This is a genomic window from Pseudomonas sp. GD04158, assembly GCF_029834875.1.
Classification (GTDB): domain Bacteria; phylum Pseudomonadota; class Gammaproteobacteria; order Pseudomonadales; family Pseudomonadaceae; genus Aquipseudomonas; species Aquipseudomonas hydrolytica.
In genome coordinates, this window is record NZ_JAODYT010000016.1 from 22465 (window position 1) to 42557 (window position 20093).

At 65.7% G+C, this 20093-nt stretch carries 21 protein-coding genes; 11 read left to right on the forward strand and 10 right to left on the reverse strand.

Annotation, left to right across the window (positions count from 1 at the left end):
• Positions 1 to 90 precede the first annotated feature (90 nt).
• The 3 genes from N7333_RS08860 to N7333_RS08870 form a co-directional block, all read right to left on the reverse strand.
• Complete coding sequence (locus N7333_RS08860) at positions 91 to 330, reverse strand: hypothetical protein (RefSeq protein WP_011920419.1); 240 nt, start codon at positions 328 to 330, stop codon at positions 91 to 93.
• Between the two features lie 53 nt (positions 331 to 383).
• Positions 384 to 1295 (reverse strand): LysR family transcriptional regulator, encoded by a 912-nt coding sequence (locus N7333_RS08865; protein WP_096825006.1) that lies wholly within the window; start codon positions 1293 to 1295, stop codon positions 384 to 386.
• Between the two features lie 74 nt (positions 1296 to 1369).
• A complete protein-coding gene (locus N7333_RS08870; RefSeq protein WP_279858695.1) occupies positions 1370 to 1867 on the reverse strand; it encodes a DUF3060 domain-containing protein in 498 nt (165 codons plus the stop codon).
• 238 nt (positions 1868 to 2105) lie between these two features.
• Between N7333_RS08870 and trpB the strand changes: the two genes are divergently transcribed.
• Together trpB and trpA are read left to right on the forward strand one after the other, a co-directional pair.
• The gene (gene trpB, locus N7333_RS08875) at positions 2106 to 3320 is read left to right on the forward strand and encodes a tryptophan synthase subunit beta (RefSeq protein ID WP_129483192.1); all 1215 of its coding nucleotides are present in this window, start codon (positions 2106 to 2108) and stop codon (positions 3318 to 3320) included.
• Positions 3317 to 4126 (forward strand): tryptophan synthase subunit alpha, encoded by an 810-nt coding sequence (trpA, locus tag N7333_RS08880; protein WP_129483191.1) that lies wholly within the window; start codon positions 3317 to 3319, stop codon positions 4124 to 4126. Before trpB ends, trpA begins: the two co-directional genes overlap by 4 nt.
• 81 nt (positions 4127 to 4207) lie before the next feature.
• Here trpA and N7333_RS08885 read toward each other — a convergent pair whose 3' ends face one another.
• Both N7333_RS08885 and N7333_RS08890 read right to left on the reverse strand, forming a co-directional pair.
• Positions 4208 to 5017, reverse strand: a complete 810-nt coding sequence (locus N7333_RS08885; RefSeq protein WP_279858696.1) for a hypothetical protein — start codon at positions 5015 to 5017, stop codon at positions 4208 to 4210.
• Positions 5018 to 5213: 196 nt separating this feature from the next.
• Positions 5214 to 6656, reverse strand: coding sequence for a SulP family inorganic anion transporter (locus N7333_RS08890; protein ID WP_096825011.1), 1443 nt, complete (start codon positions 6654 to 6656; stop codon positions 5214 to 5216).
• 203 nt (positions 6657 to 6859) lie between these two features.
• Between N7333_RS08890 and N7333_RS08895 the strand changes: the two genes are divergently transcribed.
• Complete coding sequence (locus N7333_RS08895) at positions 6860 to 7603, forward strand: SDR family oxidoreductase (RefSeq protein WP_096825013.1); 744 nt, start codon at positions 6860 to 6862, stop codon at positions 7601 to 7603.
• Between the two features lie 15 nt (positions 7604 to 7618).
• On the opposite strand, the gene N7333_RS08900 is transcribed toward N7333_RS08895, so the two are convergent.
• The 5 genes from N7333_RS08900 to N7333_RS08920 form a co-directional block, all read right to left on the reverse strand.
• On the reverse strand, positions 7619 to 8269 hold the full coding sequence (locus N7333_RS08900) for a 7-cyano-7-deazaguanine/7-aminomethyl-7-deazaguanine transporter (protein ID WP_129483189.1): 651 nt from the start codon (positions 8267 to 8269) through the stop codon (positions 7619 to 7621).
• A gap of 144 nt (positions 8270 to 8413) precedes the next feature.
• Positions 8414 to 8812, reverse strand: coding sequence for a C40 family peptidase (locus tag N7333_RS08905; protein ID WP_252576712.1), 399 nt, complete (start codon positions 8810 to 8812; stop codon positions 8414 to 8416).
• A 359-nt stretch (positions 8813 to 9171) separates the two neighbouring features.
• Complete coding sequence (locus tag N7333_RS08910) at positions 9172 to 9438, reverse strand: PilZ domain-containing protein (RefSeq protein WP_129483188.1); 267 nt, start codon at positions 9436 to 9438, stop codon at positions 9172 to 9174.
• 116 nt (positions 9439 to 9554) lie between these two features.
• Positions 9555 to 10442: a lysophospholipid acyltransferase gene (locus N7333_RS08915; RefSeq protein ID WP_003241965.1), complete on the reverse strand. Its 888-nt coding sequence runs from the start codon at positions 10440 to 10442 to the stop codon at positions 9555 to 9557.
• A 93-nt stretch (positions 10443 to 10535) separates the two neighbouring features.
• Positions 10536 to 11102 (reverse strand): DNA-3-methyladenine glycosylase I, encoded by a 567-nt coding sequence (locus N7333_RS08920; RefSeq protein WP_011920372.1) that lies wholly within the window; start codon positions 11100 to 11102, stop codon positions 10536 to 10538.
• 247 nt (positions 11103 to 11349) lie between these two features.
• Here N7333_RS08920 and glyQ point away from each other — a divergent pair, with 247 nt between their 5' ends.
• The 8 genes from glyQ to N7333_RS08960 all read left to right on the forward strand — a co-directional run bounded on the left by glyQ (position 11350) and on the right by N7333_RS08960 (position 20086).
• On the forward strand, positions 11350 to 12297 hold the full coding sequence (gene glyQ / locus N7333_RS08925; RefSeq protein WP_003241960.1) for a glycine--tRNA ligase subunit alpha: 948 nt from the start codon (positions 11350 to 11352) through the stop codon (positions 12295 to 12297).
• A complete protein-coding gene (glyS, locus tag N7333_RS08930) occupies positions 12294 to 14348 on the forward strand; it encodes a glycine--tRNA ligase subunit beta (protein ID WP_129484049.1) in 2055 nt (684 codons plus the stop codon). The genes glyQ and glyS overlap by 4 nt, the downstream gene beginning before the upstream one ends.
• A 69-nt stretch (positions 14349 to 14417) precedes the next feature.
• Positions 14418 to 14948 carry a D-glycero-beta-D-manno-heptose 1,7-bisphosphate 7-phosphatase gene (gene gmhB, locus N7333_RS08935; RefSeq protein WP_129484051.1) on the forward strand — a complete coding sequence of 177 codons (531 nt, stop codon included), beginning with the start codon at positions 14418 to 14420 and terminating at the stop codon, positions 14946 to 14948.
• Between the two features lie 13 nt (positions 14949 to 14961).
• Positions 14962 to 15729, forward strand: a complete 768-nt coding sequence (locus tag N7333_RS08940; RefSeq protein ID WP_096825020.1) for a lysophospholipid acyltransferase family protein — start codon at positions 14962 to 14964, stop codon at positions 15727 to 15729.
• A gap of 210 nt (positions 15730 to 15939) precedes the next feature.
• Positions 15940 to 16545: a CDP-alcohol phosphatidyltransferase family protein gene (locus N7333_RS08945; protein ID WP_096825021.1), complete on the forward strand. Its 606-nt coding sequence runs from the start codon at positions 15940 to 15942 to the stop codon at positions 16543 to 16545.
• A gap of 25 nt (positions 16546 to 16570) precedes the next feature.
• A complete protein-coding gene (locus N7333_RS08950; RefSeq protein ID WP_129484053.1) occupies positions 16571 to 18325 on the forward strand; it encodes a bifunctional alpha/beta hydrolase/class I SAM-dependent methyltransferase in 1755 nt (584 codons plus the stop codon).
• A complete protein-coding gene (locus N7333_RS08955) occupies positions 18325 to 19662 on the forward strand; it encodes a phosphatase PAP2/dual specificity phosphatase family protein (protein WP_177491336.1) in 1338 nt (445 codons plus the stop codon). The genes N7333_RS08950 and N7333_RS08955 overlap by 1 nt, the downstream gene beginning before the upstream one ends.
• On the forward strand, positions 19652 to 20086 hold the full coding sequence (locus tag N7333_RS08960; RefSeq protein WP_129484054.1) for a hypothetical protein: 435 nt from the start codon (positions 19652 to 19654) through the stop codon (positions 20084 to 20086). The genes N7333_RS08955 and N7333_RS08960 overlap by 11 nt, the downstream gene beginning before the upstream one ends.
• The last annotated feature ends 7 nt before the right edge of the window (positions 20087 to 20093 follow it).

Consider the following 20093-nt stretch of genomic DNA (forward strand, 5'->3'; position numbering starts at 1 on the left):
CCTCAGCTGGATGAACCTCTGGTAGGCAATGGAAACCACCTACCGTTCACGCTAGCCAAGCTGAGGAAAAGAACAAGCGAGGCGGCCGGCTCAGAACTGCAGCTCGGCCCTCAGCGCAGCGATCTTGGTCTGCATGTCGGCGGTCAGTTCGGCGGGGTTCAGGCGGGCCACGATGCCCTGCAGGATGCGCTTCTCGTTGGCATCGACCACGCCGTCGCGGCGGGCGATGTCGACCAGGCTTTCGAGCTCGTGAACCAGCAGCTTGCCGTCGTCGGCGAAGCATTTGATGGAGCGGAAGGCCATCTCCAGATAATCACGACTTTCTTTCATGCTGATTGCTCCCTGTCATGGTCCGGGCGCTGGATGCGGCCGGTCGCGCCACGCTATACCGGCGACCGAGGCGCAGCAAGTCCGTTCAGCTCCGCGGCCAGCCAGCCGGCCAGGCGCTCGGCACGCAGGTCATGCCCTCGTCCCGGCACCCACAGGGCCAGTTTTGCCCCTGTCTCGACGAAGCCCCAGGGCGCCAGCAGACGCCCGGCGGCCAGATCGTCCGCCACCAGCTGCTGCGGCGCGATGGCCACGCCAAGCCCTGCGGCGGCAGCCTCCAGCAGGTAGTAGAGATGTTCGAAGCCCTGCCCCTGCTGCAGGCGGGCCGGCTCCAGCCCCTGCGCCAGCGCCCATTGCGGCCAGGCCTGGGGCCGCGACACGGTATGCAGCAGCGGCTCGCCGAGCAGCGCGGCGGCGGGCGCACCCCGCAGAGCCTCATACCCGGCATAGCGCGGGCTGAGCACCGGCCCGATGCGCTCGGTGTCCAGTTCATGCACCTGTACATCCGCCGGCCAGGGCGGCGTGGCGAAACACAGTGTGGCGTCCACACCGGGCCGGCGCGGGTCCAGCTCGCCCTCGCTGGCCGACAGCTGCAGACGCAACTCGGGCAGATCGCGGTTCAGGCGATCCAGGCGGGGAATGAACCAGCGCGCCAGCAGGCTGCCGGGACAGCCAAGCACGAAGGGGGCGCCTTCCTGGCGTTGGCGGATCTCGGCGCAGACCCCACGCAGACGCTCGAAGGCATCGCCCGCCGCATCGCGCAGGCGCACCCCGGCCTCGGTGAGTTTCACGCCGCGGCCGTCCTTGTCGAACAGGCTGACGCCAAGCTGCTCCTCCAGCACGCGGATCTGGCGGCTGATCGCGCCGTGGGTGACGTGCAGCTCCTCGCCGGCGCGGCTGACGCTTTGCAGGCGGGCGGCCGCTTCGAAGGCGCGCAGAGCATTGAGTGGGGGCAGATCGCGGCTCATGGGAGAGGTGATTTTTCCTGACGAGTCAGGGGCATCTAATCATGTTCCCGGCGGGCCGCCAACCTGGCAGCTGCTTACTGCCGCTGCAAACGGTGGTCGATGCCGCTGGTTTCCACCTCCGGGTCGTCCCCTTGCCAGGTGACCTGCTGATCAGTTCCATTGACCTCCAGCCGCACTGGCCCTTGTAGATCGAGCGTGAGTACGTTGCCGCCGCCATAGAGCACGACCTGTGCGGGCTGCTGGCCGTCGCCGTGCACCAGGGCCGTGATCTGGTGATCGGCACCGTCCACATCCAGGCCACCGAGCCGTCCGGCCTGTATCTGATTCGTCGCACCGGTCACTTCCAGGCCGGCGGCCTTGTCCAGGCTGATCACATGTTTCGAACCGTGCACCTCGACGCGGCCACAGTCGCCACTCAAACGGAAGTGGTTGTCGGCGCCGCTGATGCTGACGTCCTGCCCCTTGCACGCAACATCGCGTGAGTTGCCAATACCGTGGAGTTCCAGTGTCGCAGCCTGAGCCGTCGTCGCCAGCGCCGCGCAGATCACGCTTACCGCCATTACCTTATGCATTCGTATCTCTCCCTGTGGGGCGACGCCACGCCGCCTGCGGCTGGGACAGATTGGGCAGCGCCAAGTTCTGCCCAGTAGTCGACCGCGTGTGGCGCATCACACCGGCGCGCCTTTCGATACGTGAGTTTTACTGACCAATAAGCTCAATCAAATCGCTTTTCGCCGCGTTTCATGGGGCTAGAATGGGCCCATCTCTCACTCGCCCTGCCAGCCATTGGCTGTCGACAAGGAGCACGCCATGACCTCATTTCGCACCGGCCCCGACGCTCGCGGCCTGTTCGGCCGCTTCGGCGGTCAGTTCGTCGCCGAAACCCTGATGCCGCTGATCAACTCGCTGGCCGCCGAATACGAAAAGGCCAAGAGCGATCCGGCCTTCCTCGAAGAACTGGCCTACTTCCAGCGCGACTACATCGGTCGCGCCAGCCCGCTGTATTTCGCCGAGCGCCTGAGCGAGCACTTTGGCGGGGCGAAGATCTACCTCAAGCGCGAAGACCTGAACCACACCGGCGCGCACAAGATCAACAACTGCATCGGCCAGATCCTCCTGGCCAAGCGCATGGGCAAGCAGCGCATCATCGCCGAGACCGGCGCCGGCATGCACGGCGTGGCCACCGCCACCGTGGCCGCGCGCTTCGGCATGCAGTGCGTGGTGTACATGGGCACCACCGACATCGACCGCCAGCAGGCCAACGTCTTTCGCATGAAGCTGCTCGGCGCCGAGGTAATTCCGGTCACCGCCGGCACCGGCACCCTCAAGGACGCCATGAACGAGGCCCTGCGCGACTGGGTGACCAACGTCCACAACACCTTCTACCTGATCGGCACCGCCGCCGGCCCGCACCCGTACCCGGCCATGGTCCGCGACTTCCAGTCGGTGATCGGCAACGAAGTGCGTGAGCAGATCCTGGCGAAGGAAGGGCGTCTGCCCGACTCGCTGGTGGCCTGCATCGGCGGCGGCTCCAACGCCATCGGCCTGTTCCACCCCTTCCTCGATGATGAAGGCGTGCAGATCGTCGGCGTCGAGGCGGCCGGCCATGGCATCGACACCGGCAAGCATGCGGCGAGCATGGCCGGCGGCGCGCCGGGCGTGCTGCACGGCAACCGCACCTTCCTGCTGCAGGACGACGACGGCCAGATCACCGATGCCCACTCGATTTCCGCCGGCCTCGACTACCCCGGCGTCGGCCCGGAACACGCCTGGTTGCACGAGATCAAGCGCGTCGAATACGTGCCGATCAGCGATGACGAAGCCCTCGACGCCTTCCACCACTGCTGCCGCCTGGAAGGCATCATCCCGGCCCTGGAAAGCGCTCATGCGCTGGCCGAAGCCTTCAAACGTGCGCCGAAGCTGCCCAGGGATCACCTGATGGTGATCAACCTGTCCGGTCGTGGCGACAAGGACATGCAGACCGTGATGCACCACATGCAGGACAACCAGGAGAAACACGCATGAGCCGCCTGCAGAACCGTTTCGCCGAACTGAAAGCGGAAAACCGCGCCGCGCTGGTGACCTTCGTCACCGCCGGTGATCCCGACTACGCCACCTCACTGAGCATTCTCAAGGGCCTGCCGGAGGCCGGCGCCGACGTGATCGAGCTGGGCATGCCCTTCACCGACCCGATGGCCGACGGCCCGGCCATCCAGCTCGCCAACATCCGCGCGCTGGCCGGCAAGCAGGGCATGCATCAGACGCTGCAGATGGTTCGCGAATTCCGCGCCGGCAACCAGAGCACGCCGCTGGTGCTGATGGGCTACTACAACCCGATCTTCGTCTACGGCGTCGAGCGCTTCATCAGCGACGCCAAAGAGGCCGGCGTCGATGGCCTGATCGTGGTCGACCTGCCGCCAGAGCACAACGACGAGCTGTGCGAACCGGCGCAGAGCGCAGGTCTGGACTTCATCCGCCTGACCACCCCGACCACCGACGACGACCGCCTGCCCACCGTGCTGGCCGGCAGCTCCGGATTCGTCTACTACGTGTCGGTGGCCGGTGTCACCGGCGCCGGTGCGGCGACCCTGGATCATGTCGAGCAAGCCGTGGCGCGCCTGCGTCGCCACACCGACCTGCCCGTTTGCATCGGCTTCGGCATCCGCACCCCGGAGCACGCCGCCGAAGTGGCCAAGCGCGCCGAGGGCGCGGTGGTCGGCTCGGCGCTGATCGACAAGATCGCCGAGGCGAAAAGCCCGCAGCAGGCCATCGACGGCGTGCTCGGCCTGTGTCGCGAACTGGCCGAAGGGGTACGCAGCGCGCGCCGCTGATCGCCCACCGCGGCAAGAGAAACCGCTGCACCTGGCGACAGGGCAGCGGTTTTTCGTTGGCGCAGCGGCTGCGCCAAGCCATCACTGCTCGCGCATCAGAATGTAATCGAAGCGTTTCTGGCCGATGAAAAAGCTGTAGCGAATCTTGCCCGCTTCAGCCTGTGGCGACAGGATCGAGCGATGTTGGGATTTGTGGAACGGATGACTGAACAGCCTCGGTTGATCCGAGTAGGCAAAGCTCTGGTAATGCAGCTCGTCGCCCTGCCAGTTCATGTCATTGAAGAGGTAATGCCAGTTCTTGTCACTGGCGTGATGCAGCTTGGCACGACCGGATGAATCTTTGATCACCTCGAATTGCAACTCTTCCTTTTCGTTTACCCAACGCCCCATGTAGCGCTCGATATCGGCGTGTGCCGGTATGTACGGAGCCGCGACGAAGTCGCTTGCCTTGAACGCTGACTGCTTACTTTCATCGACCTGCGGTTCGACGTAGAGCGCGCACAGCGGCGCGACCTCGTTGCGCTTGAGGTAGGAAAAATTCAGCTCGAAGCCCGCCACCTGCATACCGAGCTTCATGCTGTTCGGCTGAAGGTCCAGCACTTGAAGGTCGAAGGCGCGCTGAGGCGAGGAGACATGAATGGTCCGGCCGTTCTCGCTGAAACGGTAGTCCGACTCTTCGATAACGCGCTTGTCAGGCTCGGCGCAGTTGAAGGAGTGCAGCAGAACCTTGCCGTCGGCGCGGTATTCGGCAACGTTGGCAATACCGTTACGCAGCGGCAGCATCGCCCAGATGCCGACCAGCCGTTGGTCGTTCTCGGCCGCAGAGGGTGCCTGCTCCTGCTGCACGGCCTGATTGGAGCAAGCGCCGAGCAGCAGGCCGGCCAGCGACACGAACAAAAGTCTTTTCACGGATATCTCCCTATATATGACACTCCGGCGCTTCGGATTGGCCCGAGAGCGGTTGGCGAAGCCGGCGAATTTTGCCTGTTCATCCGCGCCAGCGCGCTCGTGGAGTTCGCAGAAAACAGCGATGGCACCCGTTCTTTTTCATACGTGCCAGCCAAAGCGTGACACTGCACAGAAGGTCCTACTCGCCAGCCCCAGCCCGCTTGAGCAACTGCTTGCAACGCTCGGACAGGTGCACCACGCGCAGGTGCTTGCCGGCGCGTTCGTAGCGCTCGCGCAGGGTCTTCAGCGCGGCGATGGCCGAGTAGTCGACGAAGCTCAGGTGGCGGCAGTCCAGGGTCACCTGCCGCGGGTCGTCGGCCGGCTCGAACTGCGCCAGGAAGGTGGTGCAGGAGGCGAAGAACAGTGTGCCATGCACGCGGTACAGCTTGCTGCCGTCGGCCTGCATATCGCTGTCGGCATAGAGTTCGCGGGCATGCTGCCAGGCGAAGTTGAGCGCGGCGATGACGATGCCGCAGAGCACGGCGGTGGCCAGGTCGGTGGCCACGGTGATGGCGGTCACGGCGACTATCACCAGCACGTCGTTGGCCGGCACCTTGCCGGCCACGCGCAGCGAACCCCAGGCAAAGGTCTGCTGCGCCACCACGAACATCACACCCACCAGTGCTGCCAGGGGGATGCGTTCGATCAGCGGCGAGAGGAACAGCACGAAGAGCAGGATCATCACCCCGGCGACAACGCCGGAGACCCGACCACGCCCGCCCGAGCTGAGGTTGATCACGGTCTGGCCGATCATCGCGCAGCCGCCCATACCGCCAAACGCGCCGGACACCATGTTGGCCGCACCGAGCGCTACGCATTCGCGATCCGGATGGCCACGGGTGGCGGTGATCTCGTCGGTGAGGTTCAGCGTCAGCAGGGTTTCCAGCAGGCCGACCAGGGCCATCAGCACCGCATAGGGAGCGATGATGGCGAGGGTTTCCAGGTTCCAGGGAATGTCCGGCAGCATCAGGCTCGGCAGCCCGCCGGCGATCTGCGCCATATCGCCAAGGGTGTGGGTCGGCAGCTCCAGCAGGTAGACCAGCGCGCCGATGCCGAGGATCGCTACCAGGGCCGGCGGCACCGCACGGGTCAGGCGTGGCAGCAGGTAGACGATGACCATGGTCAGCGCCACCAGACCGAGCATCAGGTACAGCGCCTTGCCCTGCAGCCAGTGGCCGTCGTGCTGGAAATGCTCGAGCTGGGCCAGGGCAATGATGATGGCCAGGCCGTTGACGAAGCCCAGCATCACCGGATGTGGCACCATGCGGATCAGCTTGCCCAGACGCAACAGGCCGAACGCCAGCATGATCAGGCCGCCGAGCAGCACCGTGGCCAGCAGGTACTGCACACCGTGCTGCACCACCAGGGCGACGATCACCACCGCCATCGAGCCGGCTGCGCCTGAGATCATGCCCGGCCGGCCGCCGAACAGCGCGGTGAGGGTGCAGATGATGAAAGCGCCGTACAGCCCCATCAGCGGGTTGACCTGGGCCACCAGGGCGAATGCGATGCACTCGGGCACCAAAGCGAAGGACGAGGTCAGGCCGGCCAGCAGGTCGGCGCGCAAGCTTGCAGGTTTCATGAGCAGGTGCGGGTCGCTAGAAGGGCGCGCATGGTAACCCCCGAGTCCGCTAGCGGCCACCCGTCCTGCCCACTGGTTACTGACGAGCCCCTGCCGTAGGGTGGACAACGCTTTTTTGTCCACCATTGGACTCGTCAGGTGGTGGACGGGTGACGCGTCGTCCACCCTACGCATGATGACCACAACGAACAGGAGACCTCCCCATGAGCAAGAACCTGCTGATCACCGGTGCCAGCCGCGGCATCGGCCGCGCCACGGCCCTGCTGGCCGCCGCCGGTGGCTGGACGGTCGGGGTGAACTATCGCAGCGACCGCGCCGCCGCCGATGAGGTGGTGGCGCAGATTGAAGCCATGGGCGGCTCAGCCGTCGCCCTGCCTGGCGACGTGGCCAATGAGCAAGAGGTGCAGCGCCTGTTCGAGGCCATGGACAGGCTCGGCCCGCTGCACGGTCTGGTGGTCAATGCCGGCATCGTCGCGCCGCCCCTGCCGCTACTGGAGATGAGCGGCGAGCGCCTGCGGCGCATGTTCGACGTCAACGTGCTGGGCAGCTACCTGACCGCGCGCGAAGGCGCCCGGCGCATGGCGCGCAGCCGGGGCGGCGAGGGTGGCTCGATGGTGCTGGTGTCTTCGGTGGCCGCCAGCCTGGGCGCGCCGTTCGAATATGTCGACTACGCCGGCGCCAAGGGCGCCATGGACGTGCTGACCCGCGGCCTGGCCAAGGAGCTGGGCGGCGAGGGCGTACGGGTCAACGCCGTGCGGCCGGGGCTGATCGACACCGAGATCCACGCCAGCGGCGGCCAGCCAGATCGCGCCGAGCGCCTCGGCAAGGCCACCCCGCTGGGCCGCGCCGGCCGCGCGGAGGAGGTTGCCGAGGCCATCGTCTGGCTGCTCGATGACAAGGCCAGCTACACCACCGGTGCGCTGATCGATATTGCCGGCGGGCGTTGAGTACGTGCGCTCGGCTCAGGCCGTGGCCGGGCGCTGGGGCAGGGCGCGGACGATGGCGCTGAGCAGCATGCCGTACAGCGGTACGAAGAGCATCAGGCTGATGGCCAGCTTGATCACGTAGTCCACCGTGGCGATCTCCACCCAGTTGGCCGCCATGAACGGATCGTCGCTGCGCCAGAAGGCCACCGAGAAGAACAGGAAGGTATCGAGCAGGTTGCCGAAGATGGTCGAGGCCGTCGGCGCGATCCACCACTGGCGCATCTGGCGCAGGCGGTCGAACACCTGGATATCGAGCAACTGGCCGAAGGCGTAGGCCAGGAAGCTGGCCACGGCGATACGGAAGACGAACAGGTTGAAATCGCCCAGCGCCGCCAGGCCGCCGAAGGCCCCTTCATGGAACAGCACCGACACCACGTAGGAGGCGAGCAGCGCCGGCAGCATCACCCGGGCGATCACCACCCGCGCGGCATGCTTGCCGATCAGACGCACGGTGAGGTCGGTAGCCAGGAAGATGAACGGGAAGCTGAACGCACCCCAGGTGGTATGCCAGCCGAACAGGGTGATCGGCAGCTGCACCAGGTAGTTGCTGGCGATGATGATGAGGATATGGAAGGCGATCAGGCCGGCCAGCACGGGCCGACTGACCGACGCAGGAATCAGGGTCATGTCGATGTCCTTTTTCATGAAGTGGGGTGAGGGAACCCACTGCCGCAGCCGGCATGGCCACGAGCGGCGCGCATTCTAGCGCATTGTTGACCCGCGGGATAGGTTTTGTCGGAGTCACCCGGCTACGCTCGTCCGCTTCATCGTTCACACCTCGGGAACGACACGTTTGGCCAGCTGAAAATGACGTTGCCAGTAACCGTCATCGAGACGATCGATGCGTACGTTGCTGCCGCGGCGCGGGGCATGAATGAAGCGACCTTCACCCAGATAAATGGCCACGTGATCCACCGAGCTGCTGCGTAGACGGAAAAACAGCAGGTCGCCAGCCTGCAGCTCGTGACGGCCAATCGACGGTGCATCGAGGCGGGCCAGGGCTCGTGAGGTGCGCGGCAGGTCGAGATCCTCCAACGGCTTGAAGGCATACTGCACCAGACCGCTGCAGTCGAAGCCCTGCTTCGGGCTGGCGCCGCCCCAGCGATAGGGAATGCCGACCGCACCAAGGGCGCGCTTGACCACCTCGCGCGCCGGCTCCGCCCGGCTCACCGGTGCGCCCTGTACAGCCGAAGCACTGGGGGAGGTGTGAATACGGAATGTGGCGGACGCCTCGGCGCACATGCCGAACAAAAGGGCACCGCCCAGACAAAGTGACTTGCAGAACTTGTTCAAAACCCGCTGACCCTGGTCGTTGGCCGCTACCCGGAAGCCATCCCGAGGCAAGGCGTTACATCGAAGGAGGGGCATCCGGCCCGTCCCCGGGACGGACTGCCGAAACAGGCGCTGGGTTCACTTGGCTTCGCCAGCAGGCGACCAACGGACAGGTCCGCCCGGGCGCAGGTACAGCGAGCAGAGGGGAAGAATGGAGTGCGAGGGAGGCCACCGCAGGGCCGCTGCGTTGCAGCGCTTCAGACCTCGTCGAGAAAGCGCAGACCGGCCCCCTCGGTGTCCACACGCACCACCTCCATCTTCAACACCGGAGCGGGGAACGGCAGGTCCTGCACCTGGCCGGTCACTTCGGCACCGACGGTCAGGCTCGTCATGTCGGGGTGCTTCACATAGACACCGCTATCGGACAGGTCGCGGGTCTGTGCCACCAGCTCGCCGAAACTCGGGTGGCTGATCTTGATCCGGCACTTCATCGGGGTTCGTACCTGGTGACGCTGGTTCGACATGAGAACTCCAGGAGTGGAAAGGCGGTGCTGCCTTTAATAGCGCATTCCCGGGCCAAGGCCCAGCGGGTGGCGGAAAAAAGGCGCCATCAAGGCGCCTTGTCGATCTCGTCCCGCGGTCAGTACCACTTGGCCTCGCCGTCCGGACGCTTCTTGAAGCGCTTCATGCTCCACATGTACTGGCTCGGGTAGTTGCGTACGTAGCGCGACACCACTTCGCTCATCGCCGCCACGCCTTCTTCCACGTTCTCGCTGTACATGCCTTCGGGCGCCGCCTCGAGGATCACCTTGTAGCCGCTGCCATCGGGCAGGCGCAGCGCATGCAGGAATACACCCACCGCCTTGCCGCCGCTGAGCATGCCCGGGACAAACTTGCTGGTCAGCGCAGTGGTGCCGAGAAAGGGCACGAAAACGCCGGCGGAACGGCTCGGCTCCGGATCGGCCGGAATGCCCACGGCGCCGCCCTTGCGCACTTCCTTGATGACGCTGAGGATGCCTTCCTTGGTCGAGGGCGCCACGCGGTTGCCCATCTGCACGCGCTGCTGCTGCAGCAGCTCGTCGACGGCCTTGAGCTTGGGCGGACGGTAGAAAATGATCGGTTTACACTGGTTGCAGTAGAAGTGGTTGAGCACTTCCCAGTTGCCCAGGTGGCTGGTGATGCCCACCACGCCCTTGCCCGAGGCCAGCGCCTGCTGCAGCACCTCCAGGCCTTCCACTTCACGGATCAGCTTGAGCGATTTCTGCGCCGGCCAGATCCAGGCGCAGGCACTTTCGGTCAGGGTCTTGCCGATGTCCTTGAGGCTCTGCCCGACCAGACGATCCAGTTCGGCCTGGTTCAGCTCGGGAAAGCACTTGCTCAGGTTGATGCGCACCACGTCGCGCGAGCCGTTGGGCAACTTCCACATCAGCCAGCCGATGGCATTGCCCACCGCTTGCACGGCGCGCCAGGGCAGCAGGGCGAACAGACGGAGAAAGCCGACCACCAGCCGGCCTTTGAATGCTTCCACGAATGACTCCAGGGTTGCATGAAAAGCCGGCATTGTACCTGCCATGGTCAGATCACATAGCCCGGATGCGATCTATGGCCCCTGCCGCAGCCTTCAGGCAGTCGCCGCCGAACCGCTCAACTCGGGGTAACGGTCGCAGTCGGTGGTGTGGTCCATCACCATGCCCGTGGCCTGCATGAAGGCATAGCAGATGGTCGGGCCGACGAAGTTGAAGCCGGCCTTGCGCAACGCCTTGCTCATCGCCTCGGCCTCGGGCGTCACTGCCAGCATCTGGCTGCGGTCGCTGAAATGGTTGATCTTCGGCGCGCCGCCGACGAAGGACCAGAGCCAGCTCACCGGATCCTCCAGCTTCAGCCAGGCCTGGGCGTTCTGCCGCACGGCCTTGAGCTTGAGGCGGTTGCGGATGATGCCGGGCTCCTGCATCAGCGCCTCGATTTCCTCGTCGCTCAAACGCGCCAGGCGTTCGGGGTCGAAGCCATGCAGCACCTGGCGGTAGCGCTCGCGCTTCTTCAGCACGGTGATCCACGACAGCCCGGCCTGGGCGCCTTCGAGCAGCAGCATCTCGAACAGCTGGCGCGCATCGCGCTGCGGCACGCCCCATTCCTCGTCGTGGTAGGCCTGGTACAGCGGATCGTCGGTACACCAGAAGCAGCGGGGCATGGTCGGGGCCTCGGTCGGGATGAAGCGAAGACTATAACCAGGACTGGATATAAATACAGCTATTGGAATGGCAACATTCCCTGTAGGCGAATCTCTTCGCGATGCCGGGCGAATGGTTTGCCAAGCCATCGCCAATGGATTCGCTGCGCCCTCGGCCACGCTCTGTACCAGCCGCACCCTGCGGCCTGCGTCGAGTTTCGATATACTCCCCGGCTTTCCCTCGCAAGCCTCCACAGGTGATTTTTTCGTGAGCCAGAACAAGCCTGCCGTGCGCACCTTCCAGGACCTGATCCTGGCCCTGCAGAACTACTGGGCCGAGCAGGGCTGCGTGGTGCTGCAACCCTACGACATGGAAGTGGGCGCCGGCACCTTCCACACCGCCACCTTCCTGCGCGCCGTCGGCCCCGAGACCTGGAACGCCGCCTACGTGCAGCCGTCCCGCCGCCCGACCGACGGCCGCTACGGCGAAAACCCCAACCGCCTGCAGCACTATTACCAGTTCCAGGTGGTCTTGAAGCCCAACCCGGAGAACTTCCAGGAGCTGTACCTGGGTTCGCTGAAGGCCATCGGCCTCGACCCGGAAGTGCACGACATCCGCTTCGTCGAGGACAACTGGGAATCGCCCACACTCGGCGCCTGGGGCCTGGGCTGGGAAATCTGGCTCAACGGCATGGAAGTCACCCAGTTCACCTACTTCCAGCAGGTCGGTGGCATCGAGTGCTACCCGGTCACCGGCGAGATCACCTATGGCCTGGAGCGCCTGGCCATGTACCTGCAGGGCGTCGACTCGGTCTACGACCTGATCTGGACCGACGGCCCGTTCGGCACCGTGACCTACGGCGACGTGTTCCACCAGAACGAGGTGGAGCAGTCCACCTACAACTTCGAGCACGCCAACGTCGAGAAGCTGTTCGAGCTGTTCGATTTCTACGAGAGCGAAGCCAACCGCCTGATCGAGCTGGAGCTGCCGCTACCGACCTACGAAATGGTGCTCAAGGCCTCGCACACCTTCAACCTGCTCGACGCCCGCCGCGCCATTTCGGTGACCGCGCGCCAGCAGTACATCCTGCGCGTGCGCACCCTGGCCCGTGCGGTAGCGCAGAGCTACCTGCAGGCGCGCGCCAAGCTCGGCTTCCCCATGGCCACCCCCGAACTGCGTGACGAAGTACTGGCCAAGCTGGAGGCGCAAGCATGAGTGCGAAAGATTTCCTGGTCGAACTGGGCACCGAAGAGCTGCCACCGAAAGCCCTGAAGAGCCTCGGTGACGCTTTCCTCGCCGGTATCGAGAAAGGCCTCAAGGCCGCCGGCCTGAACTACGCCGCCAGCCGCGTATACGCCGCGCCGCGTCGCCTGGCCGTGCTGGTGGAACAGCTGGAAGAACAGCAGGCCGACCGCAGCATGAACCTCGACGGTCCGCCTATCCAGGCTGCCTTCGACGCCGACGGCAACCCGACCCAGGCCGCCCTGGGCTTTGCCCGCAAGTGCGGCGTGGACATCGCCGAGATCGACCGCAGCGGCGCGAAACTGCGTTTCGCCCAGCACATCCCCGGCCAGCCGGCAGTGAACCTGCTGCCGACCATCGTGCAGGACTCGCTGAACGACCTGCCGATTCCCAAGCGCATGCGCTGGGCCGCCCGTCGCGACGAGTTCGTGCGTCCGACCCAGTGGCTGGTGATGCTGTTCGGCGACGCCGTGGTCGACTGCGAGATCCTCGCGCAGAAGGCCGGTCGCGTCTCCCGCGGCCACCGCTTCCACGCCAACCGCGAGGTGCGCATCAGCAGCCCGGCCAGCTATGCCGAAGACCTGCGCAGCGCCTATGTGCTGGCCGACTTCGCCGAGCGCCGCGAGATCATCAGCCGCCGCGTCGACGAGCTGGCCGCCGCCGAGCAGGGCACGGCCATCGTGCCGCCGGCGCTGCTGGACGAAGTCACCGCCCTGGTGGAATGGCCGGTGCCGCTGGTCTGCTCGTTCGAGGAACGCTTCCTCGAAGTGCCGCAGGAGGCGCTGATCAGCACCATGCAGGACAACCAGAAGTACTTCTGCCTGCTCGATGCGGGCGGCAAGCTGCTGCCGCGCTTTATCACCGTGGCAAACATCGAAAGCAAGGACCCGGCGCAGATCGTCTCGGGCAACGAGAAAGTCGTGCGTCCGCGCCTGACCGACGCCGAGTTCTTCTTCAAGCAGGACAAGAAGCAGAAGCTCGAAGGCTTCAACCAGCGCCTGGCCAACGTGGTGTTCCAGGCCCAGCTCGGCTCGGTGTTCGACAAGGCCCAGCGGGTATCGGCGCTGGCCGGTTTCATCGCCCGCGAAGTCGGCGGCGACGAGGCGCGCGCCGCCCGTGCCGGCCTGCTGTCCAAGTGCGACCTGGCCACCGAGATGGTCGGCGAATTTCCCGAGATGCAGGGCATCGCCGGCTACTACTACGCGCTCAACGACGGTGAGCCGCAGGACGTCGCCCTGGCCCTGAACGAGCAGTACATGCCGCGCGGTGCCGGCGCCGAACTGCCGAGCACTCTGACCGGTGCCGCCGTGGCCGTGGCCGACAAGCTCGACACCCTGGTCGGCATCTTCGGCATCGGCATGCTGCCGACCGGCTCGAAGGACCCCTACGCCCTGCGTCGCGCCGCCCTCGGCGTGCTGCGCATCCTGATCGAGAAGGGCCTGGATCTGGACCTGGCCGCCGCGGTCGACTTCGCCGTCGCCCAGTACGCCGGCAAGGTCAAGAGCGACGGCCTGGCTGCCCAGGTGCTGGAGTTCATCTTCGACCGCCTGCGTGCACGCTACGAAGACGAGGGTATCGAAATAGCCGTGTATCAGGCGGTGCGCGCGGTCAACCCGACCTCGCCGCTGGACTTCGACCAGCGCGTGCAGGCCGTGCAGGCCTTCCGCAAGCTGCCGCAGGCCGAGGCCCTGGCCGCTGCCAACAAGCGCGTGTCGAACCTGCTGAGCAAGGCCGAAGGTGGCGTCGCCGCCCAGGTCGAGGCGCACTACTTCGACAACCCCAGCGAGTTCGCCCTGCACGCCGCCATCCAGCAGGCCGACCAGGCCGTACAGCCGCTGGCCGCCGCCCGCCAGTACAACGAGGCCCTGGCCAAGCTGGCCAGCCTGCGCGAGCCGGTGGACGCCTTCTTCGAGGCGGTGCTGGTCAACGCCGAGGATGCACGCGTGCGCGCCAACCGTTACGCCCTGCTGGCCCGTCTGCGCGGGCTGTTCCTCGGCGTGGCGGATATCTCGGTACTGGGCTGACGCCAGGCGCTGGCCGCGGCAGTTGTCGCGGCCAGCGTCGGTTTCCATTTCTGCTTCTGGCGTGGCTGCATGAAATTGCTGATCCTCGACCGCGACGGTGTCATCAACGAAGACTCCGACGCCTATATCAAGACGCTCGACGAGTGGATTCCGATTCCCTCGTCGATCACCGCCATCGCGCGCCTGTCGCAAGCGGGCTGGACGGTGGCCGTGGCCACCAACCAGTCCGGCATCGCCCGTGGCTATTACGACCTGGCGACCCTGGAGTCGATGCACGCGCGCCTGCGCGAACTGGTGGGCGAGCAGGGCGGCGAAGTCGGGCTGATCGTCTACTGCCCCCACGGGCCGGACGATGGCTGCGAGTGCCGCAAGCCCAAGGCGGGCATGCTCCGGCAGATTGCCGCGCACTACGGCACGGATCTGGCAGGAATCTGGTTCGTCGGCGACAGCAGCGGTGACCTGCAGGCCGCACTGGCCGTCGATTGTCAGCCCGTTCTGGTAAAGACTGGCAAGGGCGAACGTACCCTGGCCAAGCCGTTACCGCCGGGAACTCTGGTATTCGATGATCTGGCGGCGGTCGCCGATCAACTGCTCTCATAAGGTGCATGGCTTCATGGCGATATTGCAGGCTCTCAGAATCACGCTTTTCTACCTGCTGCTGTCGTCCAGTTCGTTCTTCTGGTGCCTGATCAGCCTGGTGGTCGCACCCTTCTTGCCGTTCCGCCAACGCTACCGTTTCGTCGTTCAGGCCTGGTGCAGCTGCGCCGTATGGCTGGCGAGGGTGATCGTCGGCATCCGCTACGAAGTGCGCGGCCTGGAGAACATCCCCGAACGTCCCTGCGTGATCCTCGCCAACCACCAGAGCACCTGGGAAACCTTCTTTCTTTCCTCCTACTTCGAACCCCTCAGCCAGGTGGTCAAACGCGAACTGCTGCGCGTGCCGTTCTTCGGCTGGGGCATGGCGCTGCTCAAGCCCATCGCCATCGACCGCAGCAACCCCAAGGCGGCGCTCAAGCAACTGGCCAAGCAGGGCGACGAGCGCCTCAAACAGGGCGCCTGGGTGCTGGTGTTCCCCGAAGGCACGCGCATTCCACCGGGGCAGATCGGCAAGTTCTCCCGCGGCGGTACGTCCCTGGCGGTGAATGCCGGCCTGCCGGTACTGCCCATCGCGCACAATGCCGGTGAGTTCTGGCCCAAGGCAGGCTGGGGCAAACGCCCGGGTACCATCCAGGTGATCATCGGCCAGCCGATGTACGCCGAGGGCGAAGGCCCGCGCGCCATCGCCGAACTCAACGAGCGCGCCTTCCAGTGGGTGTGCCGACAGCAGACCGAACTGCGTGGCGAGGAGCCGCAGCTCAGCCGTCTGGGCGAGCCGGTCTGAGCCTGTGGATAAGCTGTGCAGAAAATACAATCAAATTGCTATCACCCAACCTAGTCGACTGATTTTCCTGGCTAATCGACGACGCTAGGAAAATCCCCCGACTGGGTATAAGTTGCACGGACGCAGGTGGTATCGCACAAGCCTCGACAGACGCACAGTCGCGTGCGCCGCAATGGCTGAAGATTCGATCAAGAAAGGGAATTCGCTGCCATGCCTTCGATCTACCAGCTCAAACCCGCCTTCCAGAACCTGCTGCGCCCCGGCGTCGAACGCCTTTACGCGCGCGGCGTCACCGCCAACCAGGTGACCCTGGCCGCCGCCCTCGTCTCCGTGCTGCTCGGCGTTCTGCTCGCAGCCTTCAGCCACATCACCTGGCTGTTCGCCCTGATTCCCCTGTGGATGCTGCTGCGCATGGCGCTCAATGCCGTCGATGGCATGCTCGCGCGCGAGTTTGGCCAGCAGTCGAAGCTCGGCGCCTACCTCAACGAGCTGTGCGACGTAGTTGCCGACAGCGCGCTGTATCTGCCTTTCGCCCTGCTGCCCGGCGTCTCGCCGCTACTGGTGGTGACCGTGGTGCTGCTGGCGGTGATCAGCGAGTACGCCGGCGTGCTCGGCCCCATGATCGGCGCCTCCCGCCGCTATGACGGGCCCATGGGCAAGAGCGACCGCGCCTTCTGCTTCGGCGTGCTCGGCGCCGGCGTCGCCACGGGCCTGCTGCCTGCCTTGTGGATCAACCTGCTGCTGGCCCTGATCCTGGTCTTGCTGCTCTACACGCTCTACAACCGCGTTCGCCAGGGGTTGGCCGAAGCGGCCTGACCCATTCCAGGAATAAGGAGATTCCATGCGCCCCGTACAACTGCATACCTTCACCACCCATGACGGCGTCGAACTGAGCTATCGCCATTGGCCGGCAACCGTGCCGGCGGACGGCTCACGTCAGGCCGTGGTGCTGTTTCATCGTGGCCACGAGCACGGCGGGCGCATGGCTCACCTGGTGGACGAACTGGAGCTGCCGCACTGCGATTTCTTCGCCTGGGACGCCCGCGGCCATGGCCTGTCGCCCGGTGCGCGCGGCGACAGCCCGAGCTTCGCCACCAGCGTGCGCGACGTGCAGACCTTTATCGAGCATATCGGCAGCGCACACGGCATCGCCGAAGAGGACCTGGCGGTGGTGGCGCAAAGCGTCGGCGCGGTGATCGTCTCCACCTGGGCCCATGACTACGCGCCGAAGGTGCGCTGCCTGGTGCTCGCCTCGCCGGCCTTCAAGGTCAAGCTCTACGTGCCCTTCGCCCGGCCCGGCCTGAAGCTGCTGCACGCCTGGCGCGGCAACTTCTTCGTCAACAGCTACGTGAAGGCGCGCTTCCTTAGCCACGATCCCGAGCGCATCGCCTCCTTCGAGAACGACTCGCTGATCGCCCGGCCAATCTCGGTGACCATGCTGCTCGGCCTGTACGAGGCGGCCGAGCGCGTCGTCGCCGACGCCCAGGCGATCCAGGTGCCGACCCAGCTGCTGATCTCCGGCGCCGACTTCGTCGTCCACCGCAAACCGCAGGAGGACTTCTTCGAGCGTCTCGGCAGCCTGCGCAAGGAAAAGCACCTGCTGCCCGGCTTCTTCCACGACACCCTTGGCGAGCGCGACCGCGCCCATGCCCTGAGCCGCGCGCGGCGCTTCATCCTGCGCAACTTCGAGGAGCCGGTGACGCGCCCCTCGCTGCTCGATGCCGACCGCCTGGGCGCCACCTGCGCCGAGGCCGAGGAACTAGCCGCACCGCTGCCGAAAAATTCGCTGCGCGACCTCTACTGGCGTGCCACCCGAGCCGGCATGCGCCTGGGCAGCACGCTGTCGGCCGGGGTGAAGCTGGGCTTCGACACCGGCTTCGATTCCGGCAGCACCCTCGATTACGTCTACCGCAACCAACCCACCGGCAAGGGCGCGCTGGGCCGCCTGATCGATGCGAACTACCTGGATTCCATCGGCTGGCGCGGCATCCGCCAGCGCAAGCTGCACGCCGAGGAGCTGCTGCGCCTGGCCATGACCAGGCTGCGTGAGACGGGCAGGGCGGTGCGCATCGTCGATATCGCCGCCGGCCACGGCCGCTACATCCTCGAATCGCTGGAAGGCCAGACGCAGCGGCCAGACTCGATTCTGTTGCGCGACTACAGCGACATCAACGTGCGCGACGGCAATGCCCTGATCCAGCACAAGGGCCTGGACGACATCGCCCGCTTCGTCAAAGGCGATGCCTTCGACCGTGACGATCTCGCCGCGCTGGAGCCGAAACCGACCCTGGCAGTGGTCTCCGGCCTGTACGAGCTGTTCGGCAGCAACCAGATGGTCGGCGACTCGCTGGCCGGGCTGGCGGCGGCGGTCGAGGAGGGTGGTTACCTGGTCTACACCGGCCAGCCCTGGCACCCGCAGCTGGAGCTGATCGCCCGCGCCCTGACCAGCCACCGCGGCGGCCAGGCCTGGGTCATGCGCCGGCGCAGCCAGGCGGAGATGGATCAGCTGGTGGAAGCGGCGGGCTTTCGCAAGGTGGCGCAGCGCATCGACCAGTGGGGCATCTTCAGCGTAGCCCTGGCACAACGGGTGAAATGATGGACAACACGCGCGAACAGGGATTGTGGAAGCGCGGCGTACTCTGGCTGCTGTTGCTCGGCCCGCTGTTCTTCGCCAGCTACGGCTTCGCCAACTGGCTGACCGGGCAGCGCGATGATGTCGGCAGCCTGGTCTTCGCCTGGGAACCACAGATCCCGCTGTGGCCCTGGACCATCGTGCCGTACTGGTCGATCGACCTGCTCTATGGCCTGTCCTTCCTGTTGCCGGCCTGCCGCCGCGAGATGGATCGCCACGCCCTGCGCCTGCTCGCCGCGCAGGTGATCTGCGTCGCCTGCTTCCTGCTCTGGCCGCTGCGCTTCACCTTCGAGCGGCCGCCGCTGGACGGCACCTTCGGCCTGATGTTCGACGTGCTGATGGGCTTCGACAAACCCTTCAACCAGGCGCCGTCGCTGCATATCACCCTGCTGGTGATCATCTGGGCGATGTTCGCCAATCACACCCGCGGCCCGTTCTGGCGTGGCCTGCTGCACGGGTGGATGGCGCTGATCGGCATCTCCGTGCTGACCACCTGGCAGCATCACTTCATCGACCTGCCAACCGGGGCGCTGGCGGGCTTCTTCTGCCTGTGGCTGCTGCCGCTGCAGGGCGCTACGCCGCTTACGCAGATGCGCCTCACCAGCGATCCACGGCGTTGGCGCCTGGCGCTGCGCTATGGGCTTGGCGCAACGCTGTGCGCCGTGCTGGCCGTCAAGCTGGGCGGTGCCTGGCTATGGCTGTTCTGGCTGGCCGTTGCCCTGGCCATGGTCGCGCTCAACTACCTGCTGTTCGGCGCTGGCGGTTTCCAGAAGCAGGCCGACGGGCGCCTCAGCCCGGCCGCGACGGTGTTGCTCGCACCCTATCTGCTCGGCGCCTGGATCAATTCGCGGTTGTGGACGTTTCGCCAGCCGGCGCCCAGCCAGGTGGCAGAGGGCATTTACCTCGGCCGCCTGCCGGGCACGGGTGATCTCGATGGCTACGCCGCCGTGGTCGACCTGTGCGCCGAACTGCCGCTGCTGCGCACACCGAGCGCCTACTGCAGTCTGCCATCACTGGATCTGGTGGCGCCTGATGCGCTGACCTGCCAACGCGCCGCCGAGGCCATAGAAAACCTGCGCCACAAGGGCCCAGTGCTGGTGTGCTGTGCACTGGGCTACTCGCGCAGTGCCACCGCCGTGGCGGCCTGGCTGCTGCATAGCGGCCGCTGCCAGGACGTGGATGCGGCCGTGGCGCTGATCCGCCAGGCGCGGCCACAGGTCGTGCTCGGCCCGCAGCATCTGGCCGCGCTGCAATCCATGGCCGATGCACAACCGGGGTTGGAGGTCGCTCATGCAGGCTGATCTGCTGCTGGTCGCGGCACTGTTGCGACGTGGCCGTAGCCTCGATCATTGCTCCAGCGCGCTAAGCCTGGTCGCCGTGCTCTTCGGCCTGGCGCCTTGGCTGGGAGCACCGCCCAGCCTGATCCTGGCGCTGCTCTGCGCCGCGCTGCTGATCGCCGGCCTGGCCGAAAAGTACTGGGCGTTGCGCGTCGCGCTAGACGCCAAGCTGTTCCAACGCCTGGCTGAAGCCGGCGAACAGCTCGACAGCCAGACTCATGCGCTGGATCAGGCCCTACAGAATCTTGGCCTGCAAAATGCGCAACAGACTGGCCGCAGCTGGAGCCTTCGATCTCAGGGCGCACTCGACCTGCTGCGCAAACAGGCCCTATGCCTGTTGCTACAGATCGTCATCGTCGTACTCGGGTTCTTCATCGTTCTCGCTTAAGGAGTCG